This is a genomic window from Pseudomonas sp. NPDC087336, assembly GCF_044744285.1.
In the GTDB taxonomy this organism is placed as follows: domain Bacteria; phylum Pseudomonadota; class Gammaproteobacteria; order Pseudomonadales; family Pseudomonadaceae; genus Aquipseudomonas.
In genome coordinates this window covers 1-21,334 of the sequence record NZ_JBIUYA010000037.1, presented here as the reverse complement: position 1 = coordinate 21,334, position 21,334 = coordinate 1, and the positions used below count along the sequence as shown (strand labels likewise).

Sequence of the window (21,334 nt, the reverse complement as noted above, 5' to 3'; positions counted from 1 at the left end):
GTTAGCGCAGCAATGGATATGTACACGGTCAACAAAACACAGGTCGGCTCCCAGGCCGCCTCTTGATTGATCGTTCCCACGCTCTGCATGGGAATGCCGCCGGGGACGCTCCGCGTTCCGCTGTCGACGCAAGGCTTGAGTCCTGCGTGCTGTGACGCGCAGCGTCTCGGGATGCATTCCCACACGGAGCGTGGGAACGATCAGGGTTGTGGCTTAGAGCGTGCCGAACACCTTCTTCGCCAAACTGGTCGCCGCCGCCGCCGGGTTCTGGCGGATGGTTTCTTCCTGTTTGCCGATCATTTCGAACAAACCGTTCAACGCTTGCTCGGTCACGTAGTTTTCGACGTTGGCACTCTTCGCGTCGATCACGCCCATGGTCGCGGCCTGCCCGGCGAATGAGTTGTACTGCTGGGCCAAGCCAACCTGGTCGGTGGCTTGCTTGACGATCGGCAGGAACTTGGCGCGGATCTGTTCGCGGCTGGTCTTGTTCAGGTACTGGGTGGCCGAGTCATTGCCGCCACTGAGGATGCCCTTGGCATCGTCGACCGTCATCTTCTTCACGGCGTCGACGAGGATCGGCTGGGCCTGGACCACGGCGGTTTCCGCCGCCTTGTTCATGCTGGCTTCCAGTTGATCGACCTGATCACCCATGCCGAACTGTTTCATTTTGCTGGCCACTTTGCCCAGTTTTCCCGGCAGTTCGATCTTCACGTCCGGGTTGTTGCTGAAGCCACCCGGGGTGCCGAGTTGTTTCACGGCCAGCTGCGCGCCTTGGGTCAGGGCGTCCTTGAGACCGCCGGTGGCGTCTTTCTGCGACAGGTCGCTGAGGGACAGTGCCAGGGCGCTGGCAGAGATCATCAAGCCTGCGCACAGGCCGGTAAAACGTAGAGTAGGGCGGAGCATGGCAAATCCTTTTTCAAAAAGACTTAACGGGCCGCGTCAACGCGGACCTTCACGGGCTGTGGATCGGAGCCGTCCAGGCGTACGGCGTGATTCTCGGTGGTGATGAACAGCAGTTTGCCATCGACTTCGATACGCGCGTTGATCGAGTAACGGTGATTGGGCTCGATTTTCTGAGGGTCGTAGCTCAGGTGGAACGGCAGGGGCACCTGGCCTTTGACCGGGCCACGTTGTTCGTCAATGACCTTCGCCGGGGCGTCGGCGAGTGAGATGTCTTGCAGGCTGACGCTGAGGATTGCCGTCGGTGGCAGCGCGATACGTTGCAGGTAGAACACTTCGCCATCGAGGGATGCCTTGGGCGCCGGCGTCGGGTGCTGGCAGGCTGTCAGCAGTACAGCCGCTGCAATCAGGGATAGTTTTTTCATTGGGGGATCTCTGTATCGACGGCGCCAGAACCGACTGGCGCCTTGATCAATCTAGACGGTTTGTTCGGGCGGTGCGGGTTGGTCGGCGGCATCTTCACTGCGGTGCAACGCCACCTGGCGGATCGACAGGCGAATCTCCGCCGGCAGCACCCGCTTGGCCGCGCCTTCTGCCAGTTCGCCGAGCAGCTCGTGATAACCCAGCTTGCCTGCCTCGTCGCGCTTGAGCACTTCAAGGTCGAGCAGGGTCTGGATGAAGTGGCGGAACAGGCTCTTGTCGAAGAATTCCGGGGCGTTCAGGCCATGCAGGATCGACAGGCGCTGGGCCATGACCGTGCACAGGTCTTCCAGTTCTTCGGCGCTGATGCTGTTCTGGCCGCTGTTGAGCAGCAGGGAAACGGTCATGTAGAAGCGCTGCAAGGTCTGGGCGATGCTTTTCGACAGCAGCGTCAACAACACGAAATGCCGCGAGCTCGGTGCCGGGCGCAGGTAAACCTCGTTCTCGAAACGCAGCAAGCCTTGCTCGACAAACGCTTGCAGCCATTGGTCGATCACTGCATCCAGTTCTTCCAGCGTCCAGCGGATAAACAGCTCTGCTTGCAGGTACGGATACAACGCGCGGGTGTAGCGCAGGATCTGTTCGCGGCTCATGCGCGAGGCGCTCTGGAAGAAACTCGCCAATAGTGCCGGCAGCGCGAAGATGTGCAGTACGTTGTTGCGGTAGTAGGTCATCAGGACCGCGTTCTGCTCGTCCAGATACAGGATCTTGCCCAACGCATCGCTCTGTTCGGACAGCAGGTGCATGTCTTTCACATGCTCGATCAACGCTCGGCCATCACCTTCCGGCAGGGTGGTGTGGGGCGAATACGGGACCTTACGCAACAGTGCCAGGTACAGATCAAGCACCCGCGCCATGGCGCGATCGTCCAGGGCCAGGCGACTGGTGGACAGCAGCGCCAGCGCGACCAGGTTGACCGGGTTGATCGCCGCCGCTTCGTTCAGGTGCTGCGCGACTTTTTCACCGAGGCGGTTGGTGGTTTCGTTCAGCCAGGCCGGTTTGAACTGCGGGCCCAGCTCCTGTTCGCGCCAGTCCGGCTGCTCACTGTCGAGGAACTGCGCCAGTTTGATCGGCTCACCGAAGTTCACGGCGACTTGACCGAAGCGCTGCTTGAGCGCACCGATGACCTTGAAGATGTCGAAGATTGATTCTTTCTTCTTGCTCGCGCCACGCAGTTCGCCAAGGTAGGTCCGGCCTTCCAGCACGCGCTCGTAGCCGATGTACACCGGCACGAAGACGATGGGCACGCGCGACGAACGCAGGAAGCTGCGCAAGGTAATCGCCAGCATCCCGGTCTTCGGTTGCAGCATGCGCCCGGTGCGCGAACGGCCGCCTTCGACGAAGTACTCCACCGGGAACCCTTTGGTGAACAGGGTGTGCAGGTACTCGTTGAATACCGAGGTGTATAGCGGGTTGCCCTTGAAGGTACGACGCATGAAAAACGCACCGCCGCGACGCAGCAGGCCGCCGATCCCGGGCATGTTGAGGTTGATCCCGGCGGCGATGTGCGGCGGCGTCAGGCCATTGCGAAACAGCAGGTAGGACAGCAGCAGGTAGTCGATGTGGCTGCGGTGGCAGGGTACGTAGATCACTTCGTAACCCGGGGCGACCTTCTGCACGCCTTCGATGTTGTTGACCTTGATGCCGTCGTAGATCTTGTTCCAGAACCAGCTGAGCACCACTTCCATGAAGCGGATCGCGGTGTAGGTGTAGTCCGAGGCGATCTCGTTGCCATAGCGCAGGGCCTGGGCCTTGGCTTTCTCCGGGGAGATGTTCTCGCGCTCGGCTTCGTCGAGGATCGCTTGCTTGACCAGCGGCTGGTTGACCAGGCCCTTGACCAGGTTGCGCCGGTGGGAAATGTCCGGGCCGATCACCGCCGCCTTCAGGTTGCGAAAGTGCACCCGCAAAATTCGCTGGGCCATGCGCACGGTGAGCTCAAAGCCTTTGTTGTGATCGATCAGTTCACGCAGGTGGATGGGCGCGGAGAACTGCACGCGGGTCTTGCGCCCCAGCACGATGATGCTCAGCAGGCGGCGCAGGCGCCCGGTGACCGCCCAGCTGTCGGCGAACAACAGTTTCCACGGGCTGTTTTCGCTGTCAGGCGACTGACCCCAGAACACACTGACCGGAATGATCTGCGCGTCTTCCGCGGCGTCCTGACTCAAGGCGCTGACCAGGCGGGTCAGGGTTGGCGGGGCGCCGCGCTTGTCCTGGCGACCGAGCCAGTCTGGATCCGGGGTCAGGTAGAAGAACGCGGCCGGTTCCAGCAGGTTGCCCACCGAGACAGGCAGCACCGGGCGCGGAAGGCCGGCCTTGGTGCATTCGGTGTCGACCACGGCAAGGTCGGTCAGTGAAGGGTTTTGCAGGACGTAGAACACCGGGCGACTGCGGTCGAGGTTGAGGGTGAACGACGACTGGTTGATCGTCTCCGAGCGAACCCAGAGGTACAACAGTCGGCGCAGGGTGCCAAACACAAGACGGCGGAACGGGGAGCGGGTCATACGGCTTCTGCGTGAGTGAATAAAACCAAGCGTTTGCTCGGGAGTGTGACAGTGTGCCGGATTCGTCGAAAATCGGCAAAAAAGCAGTCAACCAATCTGTAGTTGAGTGTTTCTGTGTCTGTCATATACTCGGCCGCTCAAAATAAAAACAAGGGGGTACTGAGATGGCAACGCGCGAAACCGGCAATGTGAAGTGGTTCAACGACGCCAAGGGCTACGGCTTCATTCAACGCGAGGACGGGGTGGACGTGTTCGTGCACTACCGCGCGATTCGCGGCGAGGGGCACCGCTCGCTGACTGAAGGCCAGCAGGTCGAGTACGGGGTGGTGACCGGCGAGAAGGGTTTGCAGGCTGAGGATGTGGTGGGTCTGTAAACCGATTCTTCAGATGCCAAAAAAACACTGTGGGAGCGAGCTTGCTCGCGATGAGGCCGTGTCAGTCGACATCAACATCGACTGATCCACCGCAATCGCGAGCAAGCTCGCTCCCACAGGTTTTACGTATAGCTTTTAGGCAGTTTTCCAGGTGATCTCTTCTTCACCGTCGGCGCTGATGCGAATCCAGCGATCCGCCGTCTCCTCACCTTCTTCCTCGACCCAGCTGCCCGGTGCGCAGCGCACTTCGACGTTCAGCGCGGCAAAAGCGGCGCGGGCGCAGGCGATGTCGTCGTCCCACGGCGTCTGGTCGCTTTCCAGGTACAGGCTGTTCCACTTTCCTACAGCCTTGGGCAACCAGGTCACCGGCACGTTGCCGGCCTTGCACTTGTAGGTCTGGCCTTTCTGCACCCAGTCGGTGCAAGGGCCCAATGCCGTGCCGAGCCAGGCCGAGATGGCCTTGTGGTCGACGTCGGCGTCTTTCAGGTAAATCTCGATATCGGGCTGGCGCATGGATGTCCTCACTGCGTGTCTGAAAAATCCATTCGCGGATTTAGCCGGCCTCGGGCCGTTGCCCAAGACCAAAAAGGGTTGAAGTTATTGAAGTACGAAATAATCGTAGCGCATCGACACGGTGACCTCGAAAGGCTCGGCCTGCTCGATGACCGCTGCCCGGCGTTCGGCACTGGCGCGCCAGCCGTGGGGTGTCATGGCCAGCAGGTTCGCCCGGTCCTGGCCACTGGCAAGCGTCAGTTTGAATGTCAGGGTTTCGCTATGGGCCAGCGCCATGCCCTCGGGCACCAGATCCAGATGCTTGTCGTCGATGTACTCGCGGACTTCGTCGTACAGCCGCTCACGTAGTTCCATCAGGTGGCCGCTGGTAGGCCCGACTTTCATCAGGCCGCCGCCGGGGCTGAGCAGGCGCTTGGCTTCTTCCCAGTCCAGCGGGCTGAAAACGCTGGCCAGGAACTGACAGCTGCCCGACGCCAGCGGCACGCGGGCCATGCTGGCGATCAACCAGGTGAGCTTGGGATTGCGTTTGCAGGCACGCTTGACCGCTTCCCGGGAGATGTCCAGGGCGTAGCCGTCGGCGTCCGGCAAGGCATCGGCGATTTGCGCGGTGTAGTAACCCTCGCCACAACCGATGTCTACCCAACGCTGTGGTGCGTAACCTGCCGCCAGCTGCGCCAGGCGCTTGGCTACCGGCGCGTAATGGCCGGCGTTGAGGAAGTCGCGGCGGGCTTCGACCATCGCCTGGTTATCCCCAGGGTCGCGGCTGTTCTTGTGCTGCACCGGCAACAGGTTCAGGTAACCCTGGCGCGCACGGTCGAAACGGTGCCCGGCGGGGCAGGCCACGCCGTTGTCCACCGCACTCAGCGGTTCGCTGCAGATCGGGCAAGCGAGCATCAGGCGAGCAACTTGACGAGGGTCTGGTAGTAGATTTCGGTCAGCACATCGAGGTCGGCCGCCAGCACGCGCTCGTTGACCTGGTGGATGGTCGCGTTGACCGGCCCCAGTTCGACCACTTGCGTGCCCATGGTCGCGATGAAGCGACCGTCGGACGTGCCACCGCTGGTGGACGCATGGGTTTCACGCCCGGTGATGTCCTTGATGCTCGACGACACGGCGTCGAGCAGCGCGCCCGGTTCGGTGAGGAACGGCAGGCCCGACAGTGCCCAGTCGATGTGCCAGTCCAGGCCATGCTTGTCGAGGATGTCGGCGACGCGCTTTTGCAGGCCTTCGACGGTCGACTCGGTGGAGAAGCGGAAGTTGAATACAGCGACCAGGTCACCCGGGATGACGTTGGTCGCGCCGGTGCCGGAGTTGAGGTTGGAGATCTGGAAGCTGGTCGGCGGGAAGAAGTCGTTGCCGTGGTCCCAATGCTCGGCGGCGAGTTCCGCCAGGGCTGGAGCAGCGAGGTGGATCGGGTTCTTCGCCAGGTGCGGATAGGCCACGTGGCCCTGCACGCCGCGCACGGTGAGCTTGGCGCCGAGGGAACCGCGACGACCGTTCTTGACCACGTCACCGACCAGGGTGGTGCTCGACGGTTCGCCGACGATGCACCAGTCCAGGCGCTCCTTGCGCGCGACCAGGCGTTCAATCACAGCCTTGGTGCCGTGGTGCGCCGGGCCCTCTTCATCGCTGGTGATCAGGAACGCGACCTTGCCCTTGTGATCCGGGTAGTCGGCGACGAAACGCTCGGCCGCCACGGTCATGGACGCCAGGCTGCCTTTCATGTCTGCCGCGCCACGGCCACAAAGCATGCCGTGCTCGTCGATCACCGCGTTGAACGGGTCGATCTGCCAGGCGGTCACGGGACCTGTCGGCACCACGTCGGTGTGGCCGGCGAAGCACAGCACCGGGCCATCGTGTTTGCCGTGGGTGGCCCAGAAGTTATCCACATCTTCGATGCGCATCGGTTCCAGCATGAAACCGGCATCGCCCAGGCGCTGCATCATCTGCTTCTGGCAATCGGCGTCGACCGGCGTCACGGACGGACGGCGGATCAGGTCGATGGCGAGTTGAAGGGTCGGCGAAAGGTCGGCGTGGGCCGTCATGGAAAAAACTCCGGAAGCTCTTAATGTGGGAGCGAGCTTGCTCGCGATGGCGCAACCACGCACAACATAAATGTTGAATGTGACGGACTCATCGCGAGCAAGCTCGCTCCCACAGGAATTGTGGTCAGGCCATTGGGGCAAGCCCTGCAAAATGGCGGTTATCTTAAAGCAAAACGGCGACCATTGGCCGCCGTTTAGTGCATCGGTGAAGATTTAGACCGCTGGCGCCGTTTCGGTTTCGCCCGAAGGTTTGGGCAGCGACGAAAGGAACGCCATGATCAGCGCCGCCAGGTACGGCAGCGACTGCACCAGCAACATGGTGACCCAGAAGCGCATGTCGTTGCTCGGCATGCCGTTCACCAGGAAAATCCCCAGCGCCGCACCCCACAGCAACAGCATGATGAACACCTCTTCCCGGGCTTCCGAAATCGCCACCCAGAAGCCGTGGTTATCGGCATTCTTCGGTGTGCGGAAAAACGGAATGCTGCTGGTGAAGAAGCCGTACAGCACCGCTTTGGCGATGGTGTGCGACAACGCGAGTCCCGCCAGCGCCGCGCAGAACGCATCCTTGAGGTTCACGCCTACGGCGCGACGGTAGAGGAAGATGATCTTGCCGACCTTGAACACGAACAGCGCCAACGGCGGGATCGCGAAAATCAGCAGCGGCGGATCGACCCGCTGCGGCACTATGATCATCGCCGCCGACCACAACAGCGCGCCAACGGTGAAGAAGATGTTCATGCCATCCGCGACCCACGGCAACCAGCCCGCGAGGAAGTGGTAGCGCTGACCGCGGGTCAGTTCGGTGTCCTTGCCGCGCAGCAGGCTGCGGGTGTGACGCTTGATGATCTGAATCGCACCATAGGCCCAGCGAAAACGCTGTTTCTTGAAGTCGATAAAGGTATCGGGCATCAGGCCCTTGCCGTAGCTGTCGTGGTAATACGCCGCCGACAGGCCTTTTTCGAATACGCGCAAGCCCAGTTCGGCGTCTTCGCAGATGCACCAGTCGGCCCAGCCCAACTCTTCGAGCACCGAGCGCCGGGTCATGGTCATGGTGCCGTGCTGGATGATCGCATCACGGTCGTTACGGGTGACCATGCCGATATGGAAGAAGCCTTTGTATTCCGCGTAGCAGAGCTTCTTGAAGGTGCTTTCGTTCTGATCGCGGTAATCCTGCGGCGACTGCACCACGGCGATCTTCGGATCGGCAAAGTGCGGCACCATGTGCTTGAGCCAGTTGGGGTGCACGCAGTAATCGGAGTCGATCACCGCGATCACTTCGGCATCCTTGGCGGTGTGCGGGATCAGGTAGTTCAGCGCGCCGCCCTTGAAACCGGCCAACGGCGCGACGTGGAAGAACTTGAAGCGCGGGCCGAGGGTTTCGCAGTAGTCGCGCACCGGTTCCCAGACGGCCGGGTCCTTGGTGTTGTTGTCGATAATCAGGACTTCGAAGTCCGGATAGTCCAGGTTCGCCAGGGCGTTGAGGGTCTGTTTGACCATCTCCGGTGGCTCGTTGTAGCACGGCACATGGATCGAGACTTTCGGTCGATAGCTGGAATCGCCGACCACCGGCAGGAATTCCCGGCGCCGCTTGTGGATCCACACCGCTTCGGCCAGTTCGTGAGCCTCGGTCAGCAACACGATGAACACCCCGAGCGCGCCGAGTGCGAGCAGCAAGCCCACCGTCAGGCTGAACCAGGTGCTGTACTGCTGGCTGTAGTCATAGCCGATCCATACCAGCACCGAACCGCAGAGGAATGCGATAAAGGTCAGGAAGGTGCGGCCACGCTGGCGCAGGGCCGAGCCGTCGATCATCAGCAGGGTCAGCGACAGCAGCGCCAATACCACCGAACCGATGGCCAGCACGCGCCATTGCGGAATGGCGACCACCGGGCCTTCGAAGTTGAATTTCTGCTGGCGCGCGGCGTTGAACACACCCCAATAAGCGCCCACCGAACCTTCGTCGCTGACCTTCCACGGCTGGTCGAAGGCTTCGATCACAAAGTAGTTGAAACCCTGGCGGTTGAGCTTGTTGACCAAGGTCCGCAGATAGATCGCCTGGTCTGCCGGCGATGCATCGGCGCCACCGCGCATGCGGCCGTTGCTTGGCCAGCCCACTTCAGACAGCAGCAACGGTTTTTTCGGGAACATCTTTTTCAGGTCGCGGGCGCGGTCGAGGACGAACTGCCCGGCCTTGTCCATCGGGATGAATTCCCAGTAGGGCAGCACGTGGGCGGCGATCAGGTCGACGTGCTTGGCCAGTTCCGGGTGTTCTTCCCAGACGTGCCACTGTTCGGACGTGGTCACCGGCACCTTCACCGCGGTGCGGACGCGATCAAGGATCACACTCAGTTCGGCGGCGGTGATTTCCTTACGGAAAATCGCTTCGTTACCGACAACGACGCGCACGACGCTGCGCGAAGAGTTGGCGATTTCGATGGCGCGGGCGATTTCCCGCTCGTTACGTTCCAGGTCCGGGCTGATCCAGATCCCCAGTGTCACCCGCAGGCCGAATTCTTCCGCCAGCTTGGGGATGTTCTCCAGCGTGCCGTCGACCGAGTAAGTACGGATGTTATCCGTCAGCTTGCTCATGATCTCCAGGTCGCGACGCATTTGATCGTCGGTCGGGTACTGCTCTTTTTGTGGGAATTGACCCTGCTGGAAAGGTGAGTACGAGAAACCGGAGATCTGCTCTGGCCAGTCGGGCGCGGTCACCGGGCGATTGATCAGCGCCCAGAAGCCGGTAAACAAGGCAGCGATGGCGAGCACCACCACCAGGTTGAGTCCAAATTTACGCGATGACATAGTTATTTCGGGTTCCAAAGACTGTGGAACGAAGGAACGGTCGGACCGCCAAGGGGCGCGAATCCTACACCTCGCATTCTCTGAACCTACAGCGGACAGGGAATTACCCGACATTGGGCAATTTGATTTCACATAAGTTCTTACACTTACCGCTTGAAGCCTAAAATTTAGTGCCGCGAAGCCCTATACTGCGCGCCGGTTTTTGAGGTGATGGTCATGAGTACAGAAGATCCGCGGTTTGCAGGCATCGCCCGTTTGTATGGCATCGAGGGCCTTGAACGCTTGCGCGCGGCGCACGTGGCGATTGTCGGCGTTGGTGGCGTTGGCTCCTGGGCGGCGGAAGCCATGGCCCGTTGTGGTGTTGGCGAGATTTCGTTGTTCGACCTGGACGATGTCTGCGTCAGCAACGCCAACCGTCAGTTGCACGCGCTGGACAGCACCGTCGGCAAACCCAAGGTCGACGTGATGGCCGAGCGCCTGCGCGGGATCAACCCGGATTGCACGGTGCACGCGGTGCCGGATTTCGTCACCCGCGAGACCATGGCCGAATACATCACCCCGAACATCGATTGCGTGATCGACTGCATCGACAGCGTCAACGCCAAGGCAGCGCTGATTGCCTGGTGTAAACGGCGCAAGATCCAGATCATCACCACCGGCGGCGCGGGCGGGCAGATCGACCCGACGCTGATCCAGGTTTGCGACCTCAACCGTACGTTCAATGACCCGCTGGCGTCGAAAGTGCGCTCCACCTTGCGCCGCGACTATGGCTTCTCACGCACCGTGACCCGTCACTACAGCGTGCCGTGCGTGTTCTCCACCGAGCAACTGCGCTACCCGAAACCCGATGGCAGCATTTGTTTGCAGAAGAGTTTCGTCGGCGATGGTGTGAAGCTTGACTGCGCTGGTGGTTTTGGCGCGGTGATGATGGTGACGGCGACCTTCGGCATGGTCGCGGCGACCAAGGCGGTGGACAAGATCGTGGCGGGTGTGCGGCGGCCGGCGGAGCGGGTTAAACCTCAGGCCTGAGTGTTGCTGCTGATGGCCACGTCGCGAGCAGGCTCGTCCACAGGGGAATGCATTCCAATGTGGGAGCGAGCCTGCTCGCGAAGGCGATCAACCCGCCAACTCATTCATTCGTTGTAATACGGCGTTGAGGCCATTGCTACGCGACTGGGATAACTGGCGACCCAACCCCAGCTGATTGAACCAGTCCGGCAAATCCACCTGCTGCAACTCAGCCGCCGACAACCCGTTGACCCGCGCCAGCAGCAACGCTACCAAGCCGCGAATCAAGCGTGCATCGCTGTTGGCCCTGAACAGCCAGTGGCCATCCTGCAACTCGCCCACCAGCCACACCTGGCTTTCGCAGCCGTGCACCCGGTTGGCCTCGCACATTTGCTCATCGCTCAAGGCGGGCAGGCGTTCGCCCCACTGCATCAGCAGACGTGCCCGTTGTTCCCAGCCGGGCGCCCCCTGAAAGGCTTCGAGTGCTGTCACGGCTTCGGCAGGCAGGCTCATCGCAGCAGCTCCAGTGCTTGATCCAGCGCTTCAAAGAACCGCTCCATGTCTTCGCAATCGTTATACAGCGCCAACGACACCCGAATCGCTCCGGCCAGGTGCAGGCTTTTAAGCAGCGGCATGGCGCAGTGATGACCGGCGCGCACCGCAATGCCTTGTTCGGTCAGCAGGTGCGCCAGATCAGAATTATGTACACCCTCGACGGTAAAACTCGCCAGCGCCACTTGCGGCTTGCCCAGCAGGCGGATGCCGTTGCGCGCCTCGAGTCCCTTGAGCAGACAGTCATGCAGCGCCGCTTCGTGGGCGGATACGGCGTCCTGATCGAGCCCGGCAAGGTAGTCCAGGGTTGCCCCCAAGCCAATGACGCTGGAAATCGGCGGCGTGCCGGCTTCGAATCCCAGCGGTGCAGGGCGGAAGCGCGCGTCGTGATAGTTGGCGTCCAGCACCATCTCGCCGCCGAACTGCCAGGGGCGTAGCTGTTGCAGCGCTTCATGGCGCCCGAACAACACGCCCAGGCCATCGGGGCCGTAGAGCTTGTGGCTGGAAAATACGTAAAAATCGCACCCCAGTGCCTGCACGTCATGCCGGCCATGGACCACGCCCTGGGCGCCGTCGATCACGGTGAGTGCGTGATGCGCCTTGGCCATCGCCAGCAGTGCGGGCAGGGGTTGCCAGGCACCGATCACGTTGGACAACTGGCTGACTGCCAGCAGCCGCGTGCGTGGGCCGATCAATCCAGTGGCGGCTTCGAGGTCGATCACGCCGTCGGCATCCAGTGGCAGGATCACCAGTTTCAACTCGCGGCGGTGCGCCAGTTGCTGCCACGGCAGCAGGTTGGCGTGGTGTTCCAGGGCGCTGATGACAATTTCATCGCCCGGATGGAATAGAGGCTCCAGGCCATAGGCCAGGAGGTTCAGCGCAGAGGTCGCACCGTGGGTGAAAATGATCTGCCCGCTGTCACCGGCGTTGAGCCATTGCGCGGCTTTGCGGCGGCTGTCCTCGAACGCCTGGGTGGCGTGGGCGCCGGGCAGGTGTTGCGCCCGATGCACGTTGGCCGCGCCATTGGCGTAGTAATGCGCCAGGGCGTCGAGCAGGGCTTGAGGTTTCTGTGTAGTGGCGGCGTTGTCCAGATAGGTCTGGCCTTGCCGTTGCAGGGCGGCGATGGCCGGAAAGTCGGCGCGCCAGGGGGAGAGAATCATCATGCTATCGGGCCCTGGTAAACATGGGCGGGTGTACGCCGAACCTGTGTAGGAGCGAAGCTTGCTCGCGAAGGGGCCTTTGAGGCCGCTAAACGCTTCGCGGGCAAGCCACGATCCTACAAGGTTATCGTGTGACGTTCTGCTTAGTTGTGAGCGTGCAGCGCTTCGTTCAGTTCGATGGCCGATTTGTGGGTTTTGCATTCCACGGCACCGGTTTGCGAATTGCGACGGAACAGCAGGTCGGTCTGGCCAGCCAGCTCACGGGCCTTCACGACCTTGACCAGCTCATTGTTCTCGTCCAGCAGCGCCACCTTGGTACCGGCCGTCACGTACAGGCCCGACTCAACGGTGTTGCGATCGCCCAACGGGATGCCGATACCGGCGTTGGCGCCGATCAGGCAGCCTTCGCCAACCTTGATCACGATGTTGCCGCCACCCGACAGGGTGCCCATGGTCGAGCAACCGCCACCCAGGTCCGAACCCTTGCCGACGAATACGCCAGCAGAGACGCGGCCTTCGATCATGCCCGGGCCTTCGGTGCCGGCGTTGAAGTTGATGAAGCCTTCGTGCATCACGGTGGTGCCTTCGCCCACGTAGGCGCCCAGGCGCAGACGCGCGGCGTCAGCGATACGCACGCCGGCCGGTACGACGTAGTCGGTCATTTTCGGGAACTTGTCCACCGAGAACACTTCCAGCAGCTCGCCGCGCAGGCGGGCTTCGAGTTGATGCTCGGCCAGTTCGGACAGGTCGATGGCGCCCTGGCTGGTCCAGGCGACGTTTGGCAGCAGCGGGAACACGCCAGCCAGGTTCAGGCCGTGTGGCTTGACCAGGCGATGGGACAGCAGGTGCAGCTTGAGGTAGGCCTCAGGCGTGGAGGTCAATTGTGCGTCTTCGGCCAGGACCGTTGCGACCAGCGGCTTGTGGCTCTCGGCCAGGCGGGTCAGCAGGGCGGCCTGGGCAGCGTCGACGCCTTTCACGGCTTCAGCCAGTTGCGAGGCTTGGGCGGTGGTGAAGGTGATGGCCTGGTTACCTTCGGTGTAGCCCAGGATCGGCGCGATGGCAGCGACCAGTTCGGCCGACGGGTTGAGCAATGGCTGTGCGTAGAACACTTCCAGCCAGGCGCCTTGACGGTTTTGAGTGCCGACACCAAAGGCCAGGCTGAACGGGGTAGTAGACATGTTGATACCTCTAGCAAATTGAAACGGGCTGCTTACTTGAGCGCGGCCGCGTAGATATCTGGCTTGAAGCCAATCAGGGTTCGGTCACCGAGATCGAGCACCGGGCGCTTGATCATCGAAGGTTGTGCGAGCATCAGTTCGATGGCTTTCGACTGGTCGAGATCGGCTTTGCGTTCGTCGTCGAGCTTGCGAAAGGTCGTGCCTGCACGGTTCAACACCACTTCCCAGCCGTGCTCGTTGCACCATTGGGTCAGGTGTTCACGGTCGATACCGACCGCTTTGTAATCATGAAAGTCATAGCTGACAGCGTGTTCATCGAGCCAGGTGCGCGCCTTTTTCATGGTGTCGCAGGCTTTGATGCCGAAAAGGTGCAACGTTTTACTTGAAACGGTCAAGGAATCGCCCCCTTTACAGGTGTCGGAAATAAAAGGTGCCGGATTATGCCATGACCGGACGGTTTCGCGGCGGTCCTGGTCGATTTGCCTCCGCGCAACCTGTGGGAGCGGTGCTGCAGGCTGGTTGGTGACCCTGTGCGACATTGGTGCAAGGGTCGCGCACAGTCTAAGTGGCTAATATGGCACTTCAATGCTGTCGATTGTCCGGGAATCCCGTTTTATGCAAACCGCCTACACCGTCCTGATCCTGTTGATGCTGGTGGGCGTTTCGCGCCTGCTCGGACGGGTGATCCCGCTACCATTGCCGTTGGTACAAATTGCCGCAGGCGCCTTGCTGGCTTGGCCGACCCTGGGCTTGCATGTGGCGCTGGACCCTGAATTGTTTCTGTTTCTGTTCCTGCCGCCACTGTTGTTTTCCGACGGTTGGCGCATGCCCAAGCGAGAGTTCTGGCGCCTGCGTGGACCGATCCTGACCCTGGCCGTGGGTCTGGTGCTGTTTACCGTGGTCGGTGCCGGGTACTTCATTCACTGGTTGCTGCCGAGTATCCCGCTGCCGGTGGCGTTTGCGCTGGCTGCGGTGCTGTCGCCCACGGACGCCGTGGCGGTGTCGGCGATCTCCCAGAATCGCTTGCCGACGCCCTTGATGCACATCCTGCAGGGCGAGGCCTTGATGAACGATGCCTCGGGTCTGGTGACGTTCAAGTTCGCCCTGGTGGCGGCGGTGACCGGGGTGTTTTCGCTGGCCAACGCCAGTGTCACCTTTGTGTTGATTGTGTTGAAAAAGTCGGTACTTCCAGACTGCCCGCGTACTGACTGCTCAAAATGCCTTTTTTGCGCGCAGCTACGCGAAATCTGAGCCCGGAATCCTCTGCACAAAGTAAAGATTTCAATCTCAAGCGCTTACTTTTCTGCCGTGGAAACCATGGCCGACTTTTTCAACAGAATCTGTTGGTGGCGGTCGGTGGCCTGGCGATTGGCGTGGCCTTGAGCTGGTTGGTGGGGCGCCTGCGCTCGTGGATGATTGCCCGCGGCTGGGATGACCCGGCCACCCACGTCGTCTTCATGTTGTTGCTGCCGTTTGCCGCCTACGTGCTCGCCGAGCGCGTGGGTGCGTCGGGCATCCTGTCGGCGGTAGCGGCGGGGATGATGCAAAGCTGGCTCGATCTGCTGCCGCGCCAGACCAATACGCGGCTGCTCAATCGCAGCGTCTGGTCATTGCTCGAATTCGCCTTCAATGGCTTGATTTTTCTGCTGCTGGGTTTGCAGTTGCCGGACATCATCAAGGCCGTGGCCAGTCATGAAGCCTCGCTGTGGCCGACGTTGCTTTATCGCTGCGTCGATGTGCTGGCGATTTTCCTGGTGCTGCTGGTGTTGCGGTTCGTCTGGGTGCAGAGCATCTGGCGCCTGTCCATTATGTTGCGGCGCTGGCGCGGCAAGGATGAGATCACCCGGGTGCCGAGCGCGCGTTCCTGTTGGTTGCTGACCGTTGGTGGCGTGCGCGGGGCGGTGACGCTGGCAGGTGTGATGTCGGTGCCGATGCTGATGGGAGCCGACGCGTTTCCCGAGCGTGACCTGCTGATCTTCATCGCTGCCGGGGTGATCCTGCTGTCGTTGATCGCCGCGTGCGTGGCCTTGCCGTTGCTGCTGCGTGGCATAGAGAAAAGCCCGGACGACAAGCGTCGCAATGAAGTGCAAGACGCCTGGCGCAAAACCGCCGAAGCGGCCATTCATGCCCTTGAAACCGAAGAGGTCAACCCACAGGACGCCACTCAAGCGGCGCTGGCGGTAGAACTCAAGGCGCGAATCATGTCCGAGTATCGGCATCAGCTGGAGGTGTTCAATGACTCGGCCGAAGCCCAGGCATTGGCGTTCCAGATGGATTTGCTGGAGCGCCGTTTGCGCTTGAAGGCGCTGCGGGCGCAGCGCCTGGCGTTGTACAGCCTGAGTCGACAGCACCAGATCGGCGATGACGTGTTGCGCGAGGTCCTGGGTGAGCTTGACTTGAGTGAAGCCAAGCTCGGTCAGGTGAAGTGACGGGCAGTTAACCGCGACGCTGGATGAAATCGCGAATGCGCTCGGCCGCTTCCACGCACTCGGCCAACGGCGCAACCAGCGCCATGCGCACTCGCCCGGCGCCCGGATTGACACCCTCGACATCCCGCGACAGGTAGGAGCCCGGCACCACGGTCACATGCTCCTGCTCGAACAGGTCGCGGCAGAAGGCGGCGTCGTCACCGGCTACATTCGGCCACAGGTAGAAACTGCCATCGGGACGTTGTACGTCCAGAACCGGGCTGAGGATTTCCAGTACGGCGTCGAACTTCTCACGATACAGCGCACGGTTGGCGCGTACATGCACTTCGTCGTTCCACGCAGCAACGCTGGCCAGTTGGGTCTGAACCGGCATCGCGCAGCCGTGGTAGGTGCGATAGAGCAGGAAGCCCTTGAGGATATCCGCGTCACCGGCAACAAAACCGGAACGCAGGCCCGGCAGGTTGGAGCGCTTGGACAGGCTGTGGAATACCACGCAGCGCTTGAAGTCCTGGCGACCCAGTTCCGCGCAGGCGCTGAGCAGGCCTGGCGGTGGGGTTTGTTCGTCGAAGTACAGTTCGCTGTAGCACTCGTCCGCAGCGATCACGAAGTCGTATTCATCTGCCAGTGCGATCAGTTTTTTCAGGGTTTCGGCCGGGATCAGCGCGCCGGTCGGGTTACCCGGCGAGCACAGGAACAGGATCTGGCAGCGTTTCCAGATGTCCGGTGAAACGGCATCGAAATCCGGATTGAAGCCGTTTTCGTCCAGGCATGGCAGGTAGTGCGGCTTGGCTCCGGCGAGGAACGCGGCGCCTTCGTAGATCTGATAGAAGGGGTTCGGGCTGACCACCAGCGCGTCGTCGCCACGGTTGACCACGGTCTGGGTGAAGGCGAACAGTGCTTCACGGGTGCCGTTGACCGGCAGCACGTTGCGCGCCGGGTCGATCCAGCCGCTCGGGACGCCGAAGCGACGCTCGCACCAGGCGGCGATGGCTTCACGCAGGGCCGGGATGCCGAGGGTTGTCGGGTACACGGCCATCTGATCCAGGTTGCTTGCCAGGGCTTCGGCGACGAAGTTTGGCGAGCGGTGTTTCGGTTCGCCGATCGACAGCGCGATAGGGCGCTTGTCCGGGTTGGGCGTGACGCTGCCGAGCAGGGCGCGCAGCTTCTCGAACGGGTAGGGTTGCAGCTGGGTCAGAGCGTTGTTCATGAAGGCCTCGATCAATGTGGGAGCAAGCCAGCCGCTCCCACAGGGGGATATTGTTTGATTCAGATACTGATGCGCGACAGTTTGATATCGGGTTCCTGGTTGACGCTCAATTGTTCGACGATTGCATCCTGCAAACGACTGCACAGCAACGGGTCGGACAGCGGCTGGTTGTTCGCGTCGGTGATGAAGAACACGTCTTCCACGCGTTCGCCGAGGGTGGCGATCTTGGCGTTCTGCAGCGACAGGTTGAACTCCAGGAAGATCGTACCGACCCGCGCCAGCAGGCCAGGGCGATCGGGAGCGGTCAGTTCCAGCACGGTCACCGGACGCTGGGCGTCGTTGTGGATCGTCACCTGTGGTGCAAAGGCGAAATGCTTGAGCTGGCGCGGCACCCGACGCTGGATGATGGTCGGGTAATCGTCCGGATTGCGCAGGGCTTCGGTCAGGCCGTCACGGATCTGCTTGACCCGTGCCGGGTTATCGCCGATCGAATCGCCGTCGGTGTCGAGCACGATGTAGGTGTCGAGGGTGAACTGGCTGCTGGAGGTGATGACCCGGGCGTCATGGATGTTCAGGTTGAGCTGGTCCATCGCGGCCACGGTCACGGCGAAGAAGTCGTGCTGGTCCGGTGCGTAGATGAAGATCTGCGTGCCGCCCTCGAACTCGCGTTGGGTGGTTTCCTTGATCAGTACCAGCGGCCCGCCGTCGGCCGGCTGCTGGAGGATCGCATCGCTGTGCCAGGCGACGTCGCCGGCGGTGTGGCGCAGGAAATAGTCATCACCCAGTTGCGCCCACAATTGCTCGACGTCGTCCGGGTCGGTCCCGCCGCGCACCAGGATGTCCAGCGCGGCGCTCTGGGTCTGGCGGATCTGCTCTTCGCGGTCCACCGGGTTTTCCAGGCCGCGACGCAGGGCGCGCTTGGTTTCGGTGTAGAGCTGGCGCAGCAGGCTGGCCCGCCAGGAGTTCCACAGCGTCGGGTTGGTGGCATTGATGTCGGCGACCGTCAGCACGTACAGGTAGTCGAGGCGTGTTTCATCGCCCACGGTCTGGGCGAAATCATGGATCACCTGCGGATCGGACAAATCCTTGCGCTGGGCCGTGGTCGACATCACCAGGTGGTTCTGTACCAGCCAGACGATCAGGCGGCTGTCCCACACCGGCAGTTGATGGCGCTGGCAGAAGGCCTCGGCGTCCACCGCGCCGATATCCGAGTGATCGCCATGCCGGCCCTTGCCGATGTCGTGGTACAGGCCGGCCAGGTAGATCAGTTCAGGCTTGGGCAGCTTGGCCATGAGCTTGCTGGCCAGCGGGAATTTTTCCGAGACCTGGGTGTACTGCAGCTTACGCAGGTGCTTGATCAGGTTCAGGGTGTGAGCATCAACCGTATAGATGTGGAACAGGTCGTGCTGCATCTGGCCGACGATGAAACCGAATTCCGGCAGATAACGCCCGAGAATGCCGTAGCGGTTCATCCGGCGCAGGTTGCGGTGGATGCCGATCTTGCACTTGAACAGCTCGATGAACAGGCTGGTGTTGCGTATGTCGTTGCGGAAGTCGTCGTTGATCAGGTGCCGATTCTCGCGCAGCAGACGAATGGTGTCGGCGCGCACACCCTTGATTTCCGGTTGCTGGGCCATCAGCACGAAGATCTCGAGCATGGCGAACGGCGTACGGCGGAACACATTGTCGTTGCGCGCCTCGATATAGCCGTCGTGCAGCTGGAATCGCGAGTTGACCGGTTGTGGCGGCGCCGCATCCTCCGGCGCGAGGATGACTTCCTCGAAGTGCTGGATGATCAGGTCGCTGAGCTGGGCAATGCTCATGACCACGCGGAAATACTGCTGCATGAAGTTCTCGACGGCCTGCTTGGCGTCGTCGCCTTGGAATCCCAGCAGCCCGGCAATGGTGCGCTGGTGATCGAATAGCAGGCGGTCTTCGGAGCGACCGGCGAGCATGTGCAGTGCGTAGCGCACCTTCCACAAGAACTCCTGGGAGGAGGCCAGCAGGGCGTTCTCGCTTTCGACCAGGAAACCTTCGCCGGCCAGTGCCCGCAGGTTCAGGGTGCCGTACTCGCGACGGGCCACCCAGAGGATCGTCTGGATATCCCGCAGTCCGCCGGGCGAGCCCTTGACGTTGGGTTCCAGGTTGTATTCGGTGTCGTTGTACTTGTGGTGCCGGGCTTTCTGCTCGGCGCGCTTGGCCAGGAAGAAGTCCTTGCTCGGCCACATGTGCGCGGTGCTGGTGACATCCAGCATGCGCTGGCGCAGGTGTTCGGGACCGGTGATGGTGCGGCTTTCCATCAGGTTGGTCACGACCGTCAGGTCGGCGCGGGCTTCCTCGGCGCACTCGTCGACCGAGCGAACGCTCTGGCCGACTTCCAGGCCGATGTCCCACAGCAGGGTCAGGAAGCGCTCGATGGGGTCGCGGAAAACCTCGTGGTCCGCACTGTCGAGCAGGATCAGCAGGTCGATATCGGAATAAGGATGCAATTCGCCACGACCGTAGCCGCCGACCGCGACCAGCGCGATGTCGGCGTCCTCGCTCCAGTTGAATTGCTCCCAGGCCTTTTGCAGGATGTTATCGACGAACCAGGCGCGGTCCTCGATCAGGCGTCGAATGTCCCGGCCGCTGCGAAAGCGCCCGTCGAGCACTTCGCGGGCTTGGCGGATCGCCTTCTTGAAGGCTGCGATCGGGCTGGCCTTCAGGGCCAGTTCAGCCTGGAACTGGCCACGATCGAAGAGTTCGGGATCCACCTGCGGCATCGATTGCTTTCCTTTCTATAGGCTGGGTACGGTGACGGGATCAGGCCGAAACGCGGGGGATGGTGTCATCGCTGCGCAGGGTGAAGATCTCGTAGCCGGTTTCGGTCACCAGCAAGGTGTGTTCCCACTGGGCCGACAGCTTGCGGTCCTTGGTGATCGCGGTCCAGCCATCGCCCAGCACCTTGGTGTCGGCGCGGCCCTGGTTGATCATCGGCTCGATGGTGAAGGTCATGCCGGCCTTCAGTTCCATGCCGGTGCCGGCACGGCCGTAGTGCAGGATCTGCGGCTCTTCATGGAACACCTTGCCGATGCCGTGGCCGCAGAACTCGCGAACCACCGAAAAGCCGTTTTTCTCGGCGTGCTTCTGGATGATTTCACCGATGTCGCCCAGGCGGCAGCCGGGCTTGACGATCTCGATTGCCTTGTACATGCATTCCTGGGTCACTTGCGACAGGCGCTCGGCCCAGACCGGCACGGTGCCGACGTGGAACATGCGGCTGGTGTCGCCGTGGTAGCCGTCCTTGATGACGGTGACGTCGATGTTCAGGGTGTCGCCATCCTTGAGCGGCTTGTCATTCGGGATGCCGTGGCAGACCACATGGTTGATCGAGGTGCAGATCGACTTCGGATAGCCCTTGTAGTTCAGCGGGGCAGGGATGGCCTTCTGTTCGTTGACGATATAGTCGTGACAGATCTGGTTCAGCTGATCGGTGGTGACGCCCGGCTTGACATATTCGGCAATCATTTCCAGCACATCGGCGGCCAGTTTGCCGGCGATGCGCATTTTTGCGATGTCCTCGGGGGTTTTGAGGGTGACGGTCATACAGGCTCTCTCTGCGCTCAATGGCGCTTTGTGACGAAAAGGGCGTTGCGCGATCGATCTTCGCAGCCCTGAAAAACGCGATTCTAACAGACGATCAACGCAAATCCGCGGCTCCGTAGATCGCTTCTCTCTATAGAATGGCGCATTCCGGGCCGATTCCAAGGGATGGTGGCGTGCAATTGCCTCGATTTCAGAATCCGGGTTCCGTTTTTTCCTGCCCTGTGGTATAAAATGCGCCGCTTTCCGGGGATGCCCCGAAAAGCTTAAATCCACACACGTGTCGACACGATGACCTGGGTGCCGCAAGCGAAATGCTGGTGGTTGGTCATTGGGATACGTGGAGGCCAAACCCGACTTATTAAGGAACTATCATGTCCCAAGTCAACATGCGCGATATGCTGAAGGCCGGTGTGCACTTCGGTCACCAGACCCGTTACTGGAACCCGAAAATGGGTAAATACATTTTCGGCGCGCGTAACAAGATCCACATCATCAACCTTGAAAAAACCCTGCCAATGTTCAACGAAGCTCTGACTTTCGTAGAGCGTCTGGCCCAGGGCAAAAACAAGATTCTGTTCGTCGGCACCAAGCGTTCCG

The 21,334-nt window shown here is 61.3% G+C and carries 17 protein-coding genes and 1 pseudogene; 4 read left to right on the top strand and 14 right to left on the bottom strand.

All coding sequences use genetic code 11. From position 1 onward, the window contains the following. Positions 1 to 213 precede the first annotated feature (213 nt). From ACIO0C_RS27010 to plsB, 3 genes are read right to left on the bottom strand one after another with little or no spacing between them, the layout of a single operon-like run. Positions 214 to 903, bottom strand: a complete 690-nt coding sequence (locus ACIO0C_RS27010) for a DUF4197 domain-containing protein (RefSeq protein ID WP_401316816.1) — start codon at positions 901 to 903, stop codon at positions 214 to 216. Between the two features lie 23 nt (positions 904 to 926). Beyond that, positions 927 to 1,325 (bottom strand): YbaY family lipoprotein, encoded by a 399-nt coding sequence (locus ACIO0C_RS27005; protein ID WP_401316814.1) that lies wholly within the window; start codon positions 1,323 to 1,325, stop codon positions 927 to 929. A 51-nt stretch (positions 1,326 to 1,376) separates the two neighbouring features. Then, positions 1,377 to 3,881 (bottom strand): glycerol-3-phosphate 1-O-acyltransferase PlsB, encoded by a 2,505-nt coding sequence (gene plsB / locus ACIO0C_RS27000; RefSeq protein ID WP_401316811.1) that lies wholly within the window; start codon positions 3,879 to 3,881, stop codon positions 1,377 to 1,379. 164 nt (positions 3,882 to 4,045) lie between these two features. On the opposite strand from plsB, the gene ACIO0C_RS26995 reads away from it, so the two are divergent. Beyond that, positions 4,046 to 4,255, top strand: coding sequence for a cold-shock protein (locus tag ACIO0C_RS26995; protein ID WP_008035470.1), 210 nt, complete (start codon positions 4,046 to 4,048; stop codon positions 4,253 to 4,255). A gap of 135 nt (positions 4,256 to 4,390) precedes the next feature. On the opposite strand, the gene ACIO0C_RS26990 is transcribed toward ACIO0C_RS26995, so the two are convergent. The 4 genes from ACIO0C_RS26990 to ACIO0C_RS26975 form a co-directional block, all read right to left on the bottom strand. After that, positions 4,391 to 4,768, bottom strand: coding sequence for a hypothetical protein (locus tag ACIO0C_RS26990; RefSeq protein ID WP_046816499.1), 378 nt, complete (start codon positions 4,766 to 4,768; stop codon positions 4,391 to 4,393). Positions 4,769 to 4,852: 84 nt separating this feature from the next. Continuing rightward, positions 4,853 to 5,662 carry a putative RNA methyltransferase gene (locus ACIO0C_RS26985; protein WP_401316807.1) on the bottom strand — a complete coding sequence of 270 codons (810 nt, stop codon included), beginning with the start codon at positions 5,660 to 5,662 and terminating at the stop codon, positions 4,853 to 4,855. Beyond that, on the bottom strand, positions 5,662 to 6,813 hold the full coding sequence (dapE, locus tag ACIO0C_RS26980) for a succinyl-diaminopimelate desuccinylase (protein WP_401316804.1): 1,152 nt from the start codon (positions 6,811 to 6,813) through the stop codon (positions 5,662 to 5,664). Before dapE ends, ACIO0C_RS26985 begins: the two co-directional genes overlap by 1 nt. Positions 6,814 to 7,026: 213 nt before the next feature. Then, positions 7,027 to 9,618, bottom strand: coding sequence for a glycosyltransferase (locus tag ACIO0C_RS26975; protein ID WP_401316801.1), 2,592 nt, complete (start codon positions 9,616 to 9,618; stop codon positions 7,027 to 7,029). Positions 9,619 to 9,828: 210 nt separating this feature from the next. On the opposite strand from ACIO0C_RS26975, the gene tcdA reads away from it, so the two are divergent. After that, a complete protein-coding gene (gene tcdA, locus ACIO0C_RS26970; protein WP_401316799.1) occupies positions 9,829 to 10,647 on the top strand; it encodes a tRNA cyclic N6-threonylcarbamoyladenosine(37) synthase TcdA in 819 nt (272 codons plus the stop codon). Between the two features lie 87 nt (positions 10,648 to 10,734). Here the strand turns inward: tcdA and ACIO0C_RS26965 are convergent, their stop codons facing one another. The 4 genes from ACIO0C_RS26965 to ACIO0C_RS26950 form a co-directional block, all read right to left on the bottom strand. After that, the gene (locus tag ACIO0C_RS26965; protein WP_401316797.1) at positions 10,735 to 11,139 is read right to left on the bottom strand and encodes a SufE family protein; all 405 of its coding nucleotides are present in this window, start codon (positions 11,137 to 11,139) and stop codon (positions 10,735 to 10,737) included. After that, on the bottom strand, positions 11,136 to 12,341 hold the full coding sequence (locus ACIO0C_RS26960; RefSeq protein ID WP_401316794.1) for an aminotransferase class V-fold PLP-dependent enzyme: 1,206 nt from the start codon (positions 12,339 to 12,341) through the stop codon (positions 11,136 to 11,138). Before ACIO0C_RS26960 ends, ACIO0C_RS26965 begins: the two co-directional genes overlap by 4 nt. A gap of 140 nt (positions 12,342 to 12,481) precedes the next feature. Beyond that, on the bottom strand, positions 12,482 to 13,516 hold the full coding sequence (gene dapD / locus ACIO0C_RS26955; RefSeq protein ID WP_401316792.1) for a 2,3,4,5-tetrahydropyridine-2,6-dicarboxylate N-succinyltransferase: 1,035 nt from the start codon (positions 13,514 to 13,516) through the stop codon (positions 12,482 to 12,484). Positions 13,517 to 13,548: 32 nt separating this feature from the next. Next, the gene (locus ACIO0C_RS26950; protein WP_008057297.1) at positions 13,549 to 13,911 is read right to left on the bottom strand and encodes an ArsC family reductase; all 363 of its coding nucleotides are present in this window, start codon (positions 13,909 to 13,911) and stop codon (positions 13,549 to 13,551) included. Between the two features lie 220 nt (positions 13,912 to 14,131). Between ACIO0C_RS26950 and ACIO0C_RS26945 the strand changes: the two are divergent. Continuing rightward, positions 14,132 to 15,945 (top strand): annotated as a pseudogene (locus ACIO0C_RS26945) (cation:proton antiporter). Positions 15,946 to 15,952: 7 nt separating this feature from the next. Here ACIO0C_RS26945 and dapC read toward each other — a convergent pair. The 3 genes from dapC to map are packed head-to-tail and all read right to left on the bottom strand — an operon-like array spanning position 15,953 to position 20,737. Beyond that, positions 15,953 to 17,152 (bottom strand): succinyldiaminopimelate transaminase, encoded by a 1,200-nt coding sequence (dapC, locus tag ACIO0C_RS26940; RefSeq protein ID WP_401316789.1) that lies wholly within the window; start codon positions 17,150 to 17,152, stop codon positions 15,953 to 15,955. Positions 17,153 to 17,211: 59 nt separating this feature from the next. Beyond that, positions 17,212 to 19,914 (bottom strand): [protein-PII] uridylyltransferase, encoded by a 2,703-nt coding sequence (locus ACIO0C_RS26935; RefSeq protein ID WP_401316787.1) that lies wholly within the window; start codon positions 19,912 to 19,914, stop codon positions 17,212 to 17,214. A 40-nt stretch (positions 19,915 to 19,954) separates the two neighbouring features. Next, positions 19,955 to 20,737, bottom strand: coding sequence for a type I methionyl aminopeptidase (map, locus tag ACIO0C_RS26930; protein ID WP_008057306.1), 783 nt, complete (start codon positions 20,735 to 20,737; stop codon positions 19,955 to 19,957). A gap of 371 nt (positions 20,738 to 21,108) precedes the next feature. Here map and rpsB point away from each other — a divergent pair. Continuing rightward, a partial coding sequence (rpsB, locus tag ACIO0C_RS26925) for a 30S ribosomal protein S2 (RefSeq protein WP_401316783.1) occupies positions 21,109 to 21,334 on the top strand: 226 nt, incomplete at its 3' end.

What these genes read in the sequence shown, in the direction of transcription:
- ACIO0C_RS27010 (WP_401316816.1), bottom strand. Translation starts at nt 903, where the DNA reads ATGCTCCGCCCTACTCTACGTTTTACCGGCCTGTGCGCAGGCTTGATG.
- ACIO0C_RS27005 (WP_401316814.1), bottom strand. Translation starts at nt 1,325, where the DNA reads ATGAAAAAACTATCCCTGATTGCAGCGGCTGTACTGCTGACAGCCTGC.
- plsB (WP_401316811.1), bottom strand. Translation starts at nt 3,881, where the DNA reads ATGACCCGCTCCCCGTTCCGCCGTCTTGTGTTTGGCACCCTGCGCCGA.
- ACIO0C_RS26995 (WP_008035470.1), top strand. Translation starts at nt 4,046, where the DNA reads ATGGCAACGCGCGAAACCGGCAATGTGAAGTGGTTCAACGACGCCAAG.
- ACIO0C_RS26990 (WP_046816499.1), bottom strand. Translation starts at nt 4,768, where the DNA reads ATGCGCCAGCCCGATATCGAGATTTACCTGAAAGACGCCGACGTCGAC.
- ACIO0C_RS26985 (WP_401316807.1), bottom strand. Translation starts at nt 5,662, where the DNA reads ATGCTCGCTTGCCCGATCTGCAGCGAACCGCTGAGTGCGGTGGACAAC.
- dapE (WP_401316804.1), bottom strand. Translation starts at nt 6,813, where the DNA reads ATGACGGCCCACGCCGACCTTTCGCCGACCCTTCAACTCGCCATCGAC.
- ACIO0C_RS26975 (WP_401316801.1), bottom strand. Translation starts at nt 9,618, where the DNA reads ATGTCATCGCGTAAATTTGGACTCAACCTGGTGGTGGTGCTCGCCATC.
- tcdA (WP_401316799.1), top strand. Translation starts at nt 9,829, where the DNA reads ATGGTCATGAGTACAGAAGATCCGCGGTTTGCAGGCATCGCCCGTTTG.
- ACIO0C_RS26965 (WP_401316797.1), bottom strand. Translation starts at nt 11,139, where the DNA reads ATGAGCCTGCCTGCCGAAGCCGTGACAGCACTCGAAGCCTTTCAGGGG.
- ACIO0C_RS26960 (WP_401316794.1), bottom strand. Translation starts at nt 12,341, where the DNA reads ATGATGATTCTCTCCCCCTGGCGCGCCGACTTTCCGGCCATCGCCGCC.
- dapD (WP_401316792.1), bottom strand. Translation starts at nt 13,516, where the DNA reads ATGTCTACTACCCCGTTCAGCCTGGCCTTTGGTGTCGGCACTCAAAAC.
- dapC (WP_401316789.1), bottom strand. Translation starts at nt 17,152, where the DNA reads ATGAACAACGCTCTGACCCAGCTGCAACCCTACCCGTTCGAGAAGCTG.
- ACIO0C_RS26935 (WP_401316787.1), bottom strand. Translation starts at nt 19,914, where the DNA reads ATGCCGCAGGTGGATCCCGAACTCTTCGATCGTGGCCAGTTCCAGGCT.
- map (WP_008057306.1), bottom strand. Translation starts at nt 20,737, where the DNA reads ATGACCGTCACCCTCAAAACCCCCGAGGACATCGCAAAAATGCGCATC.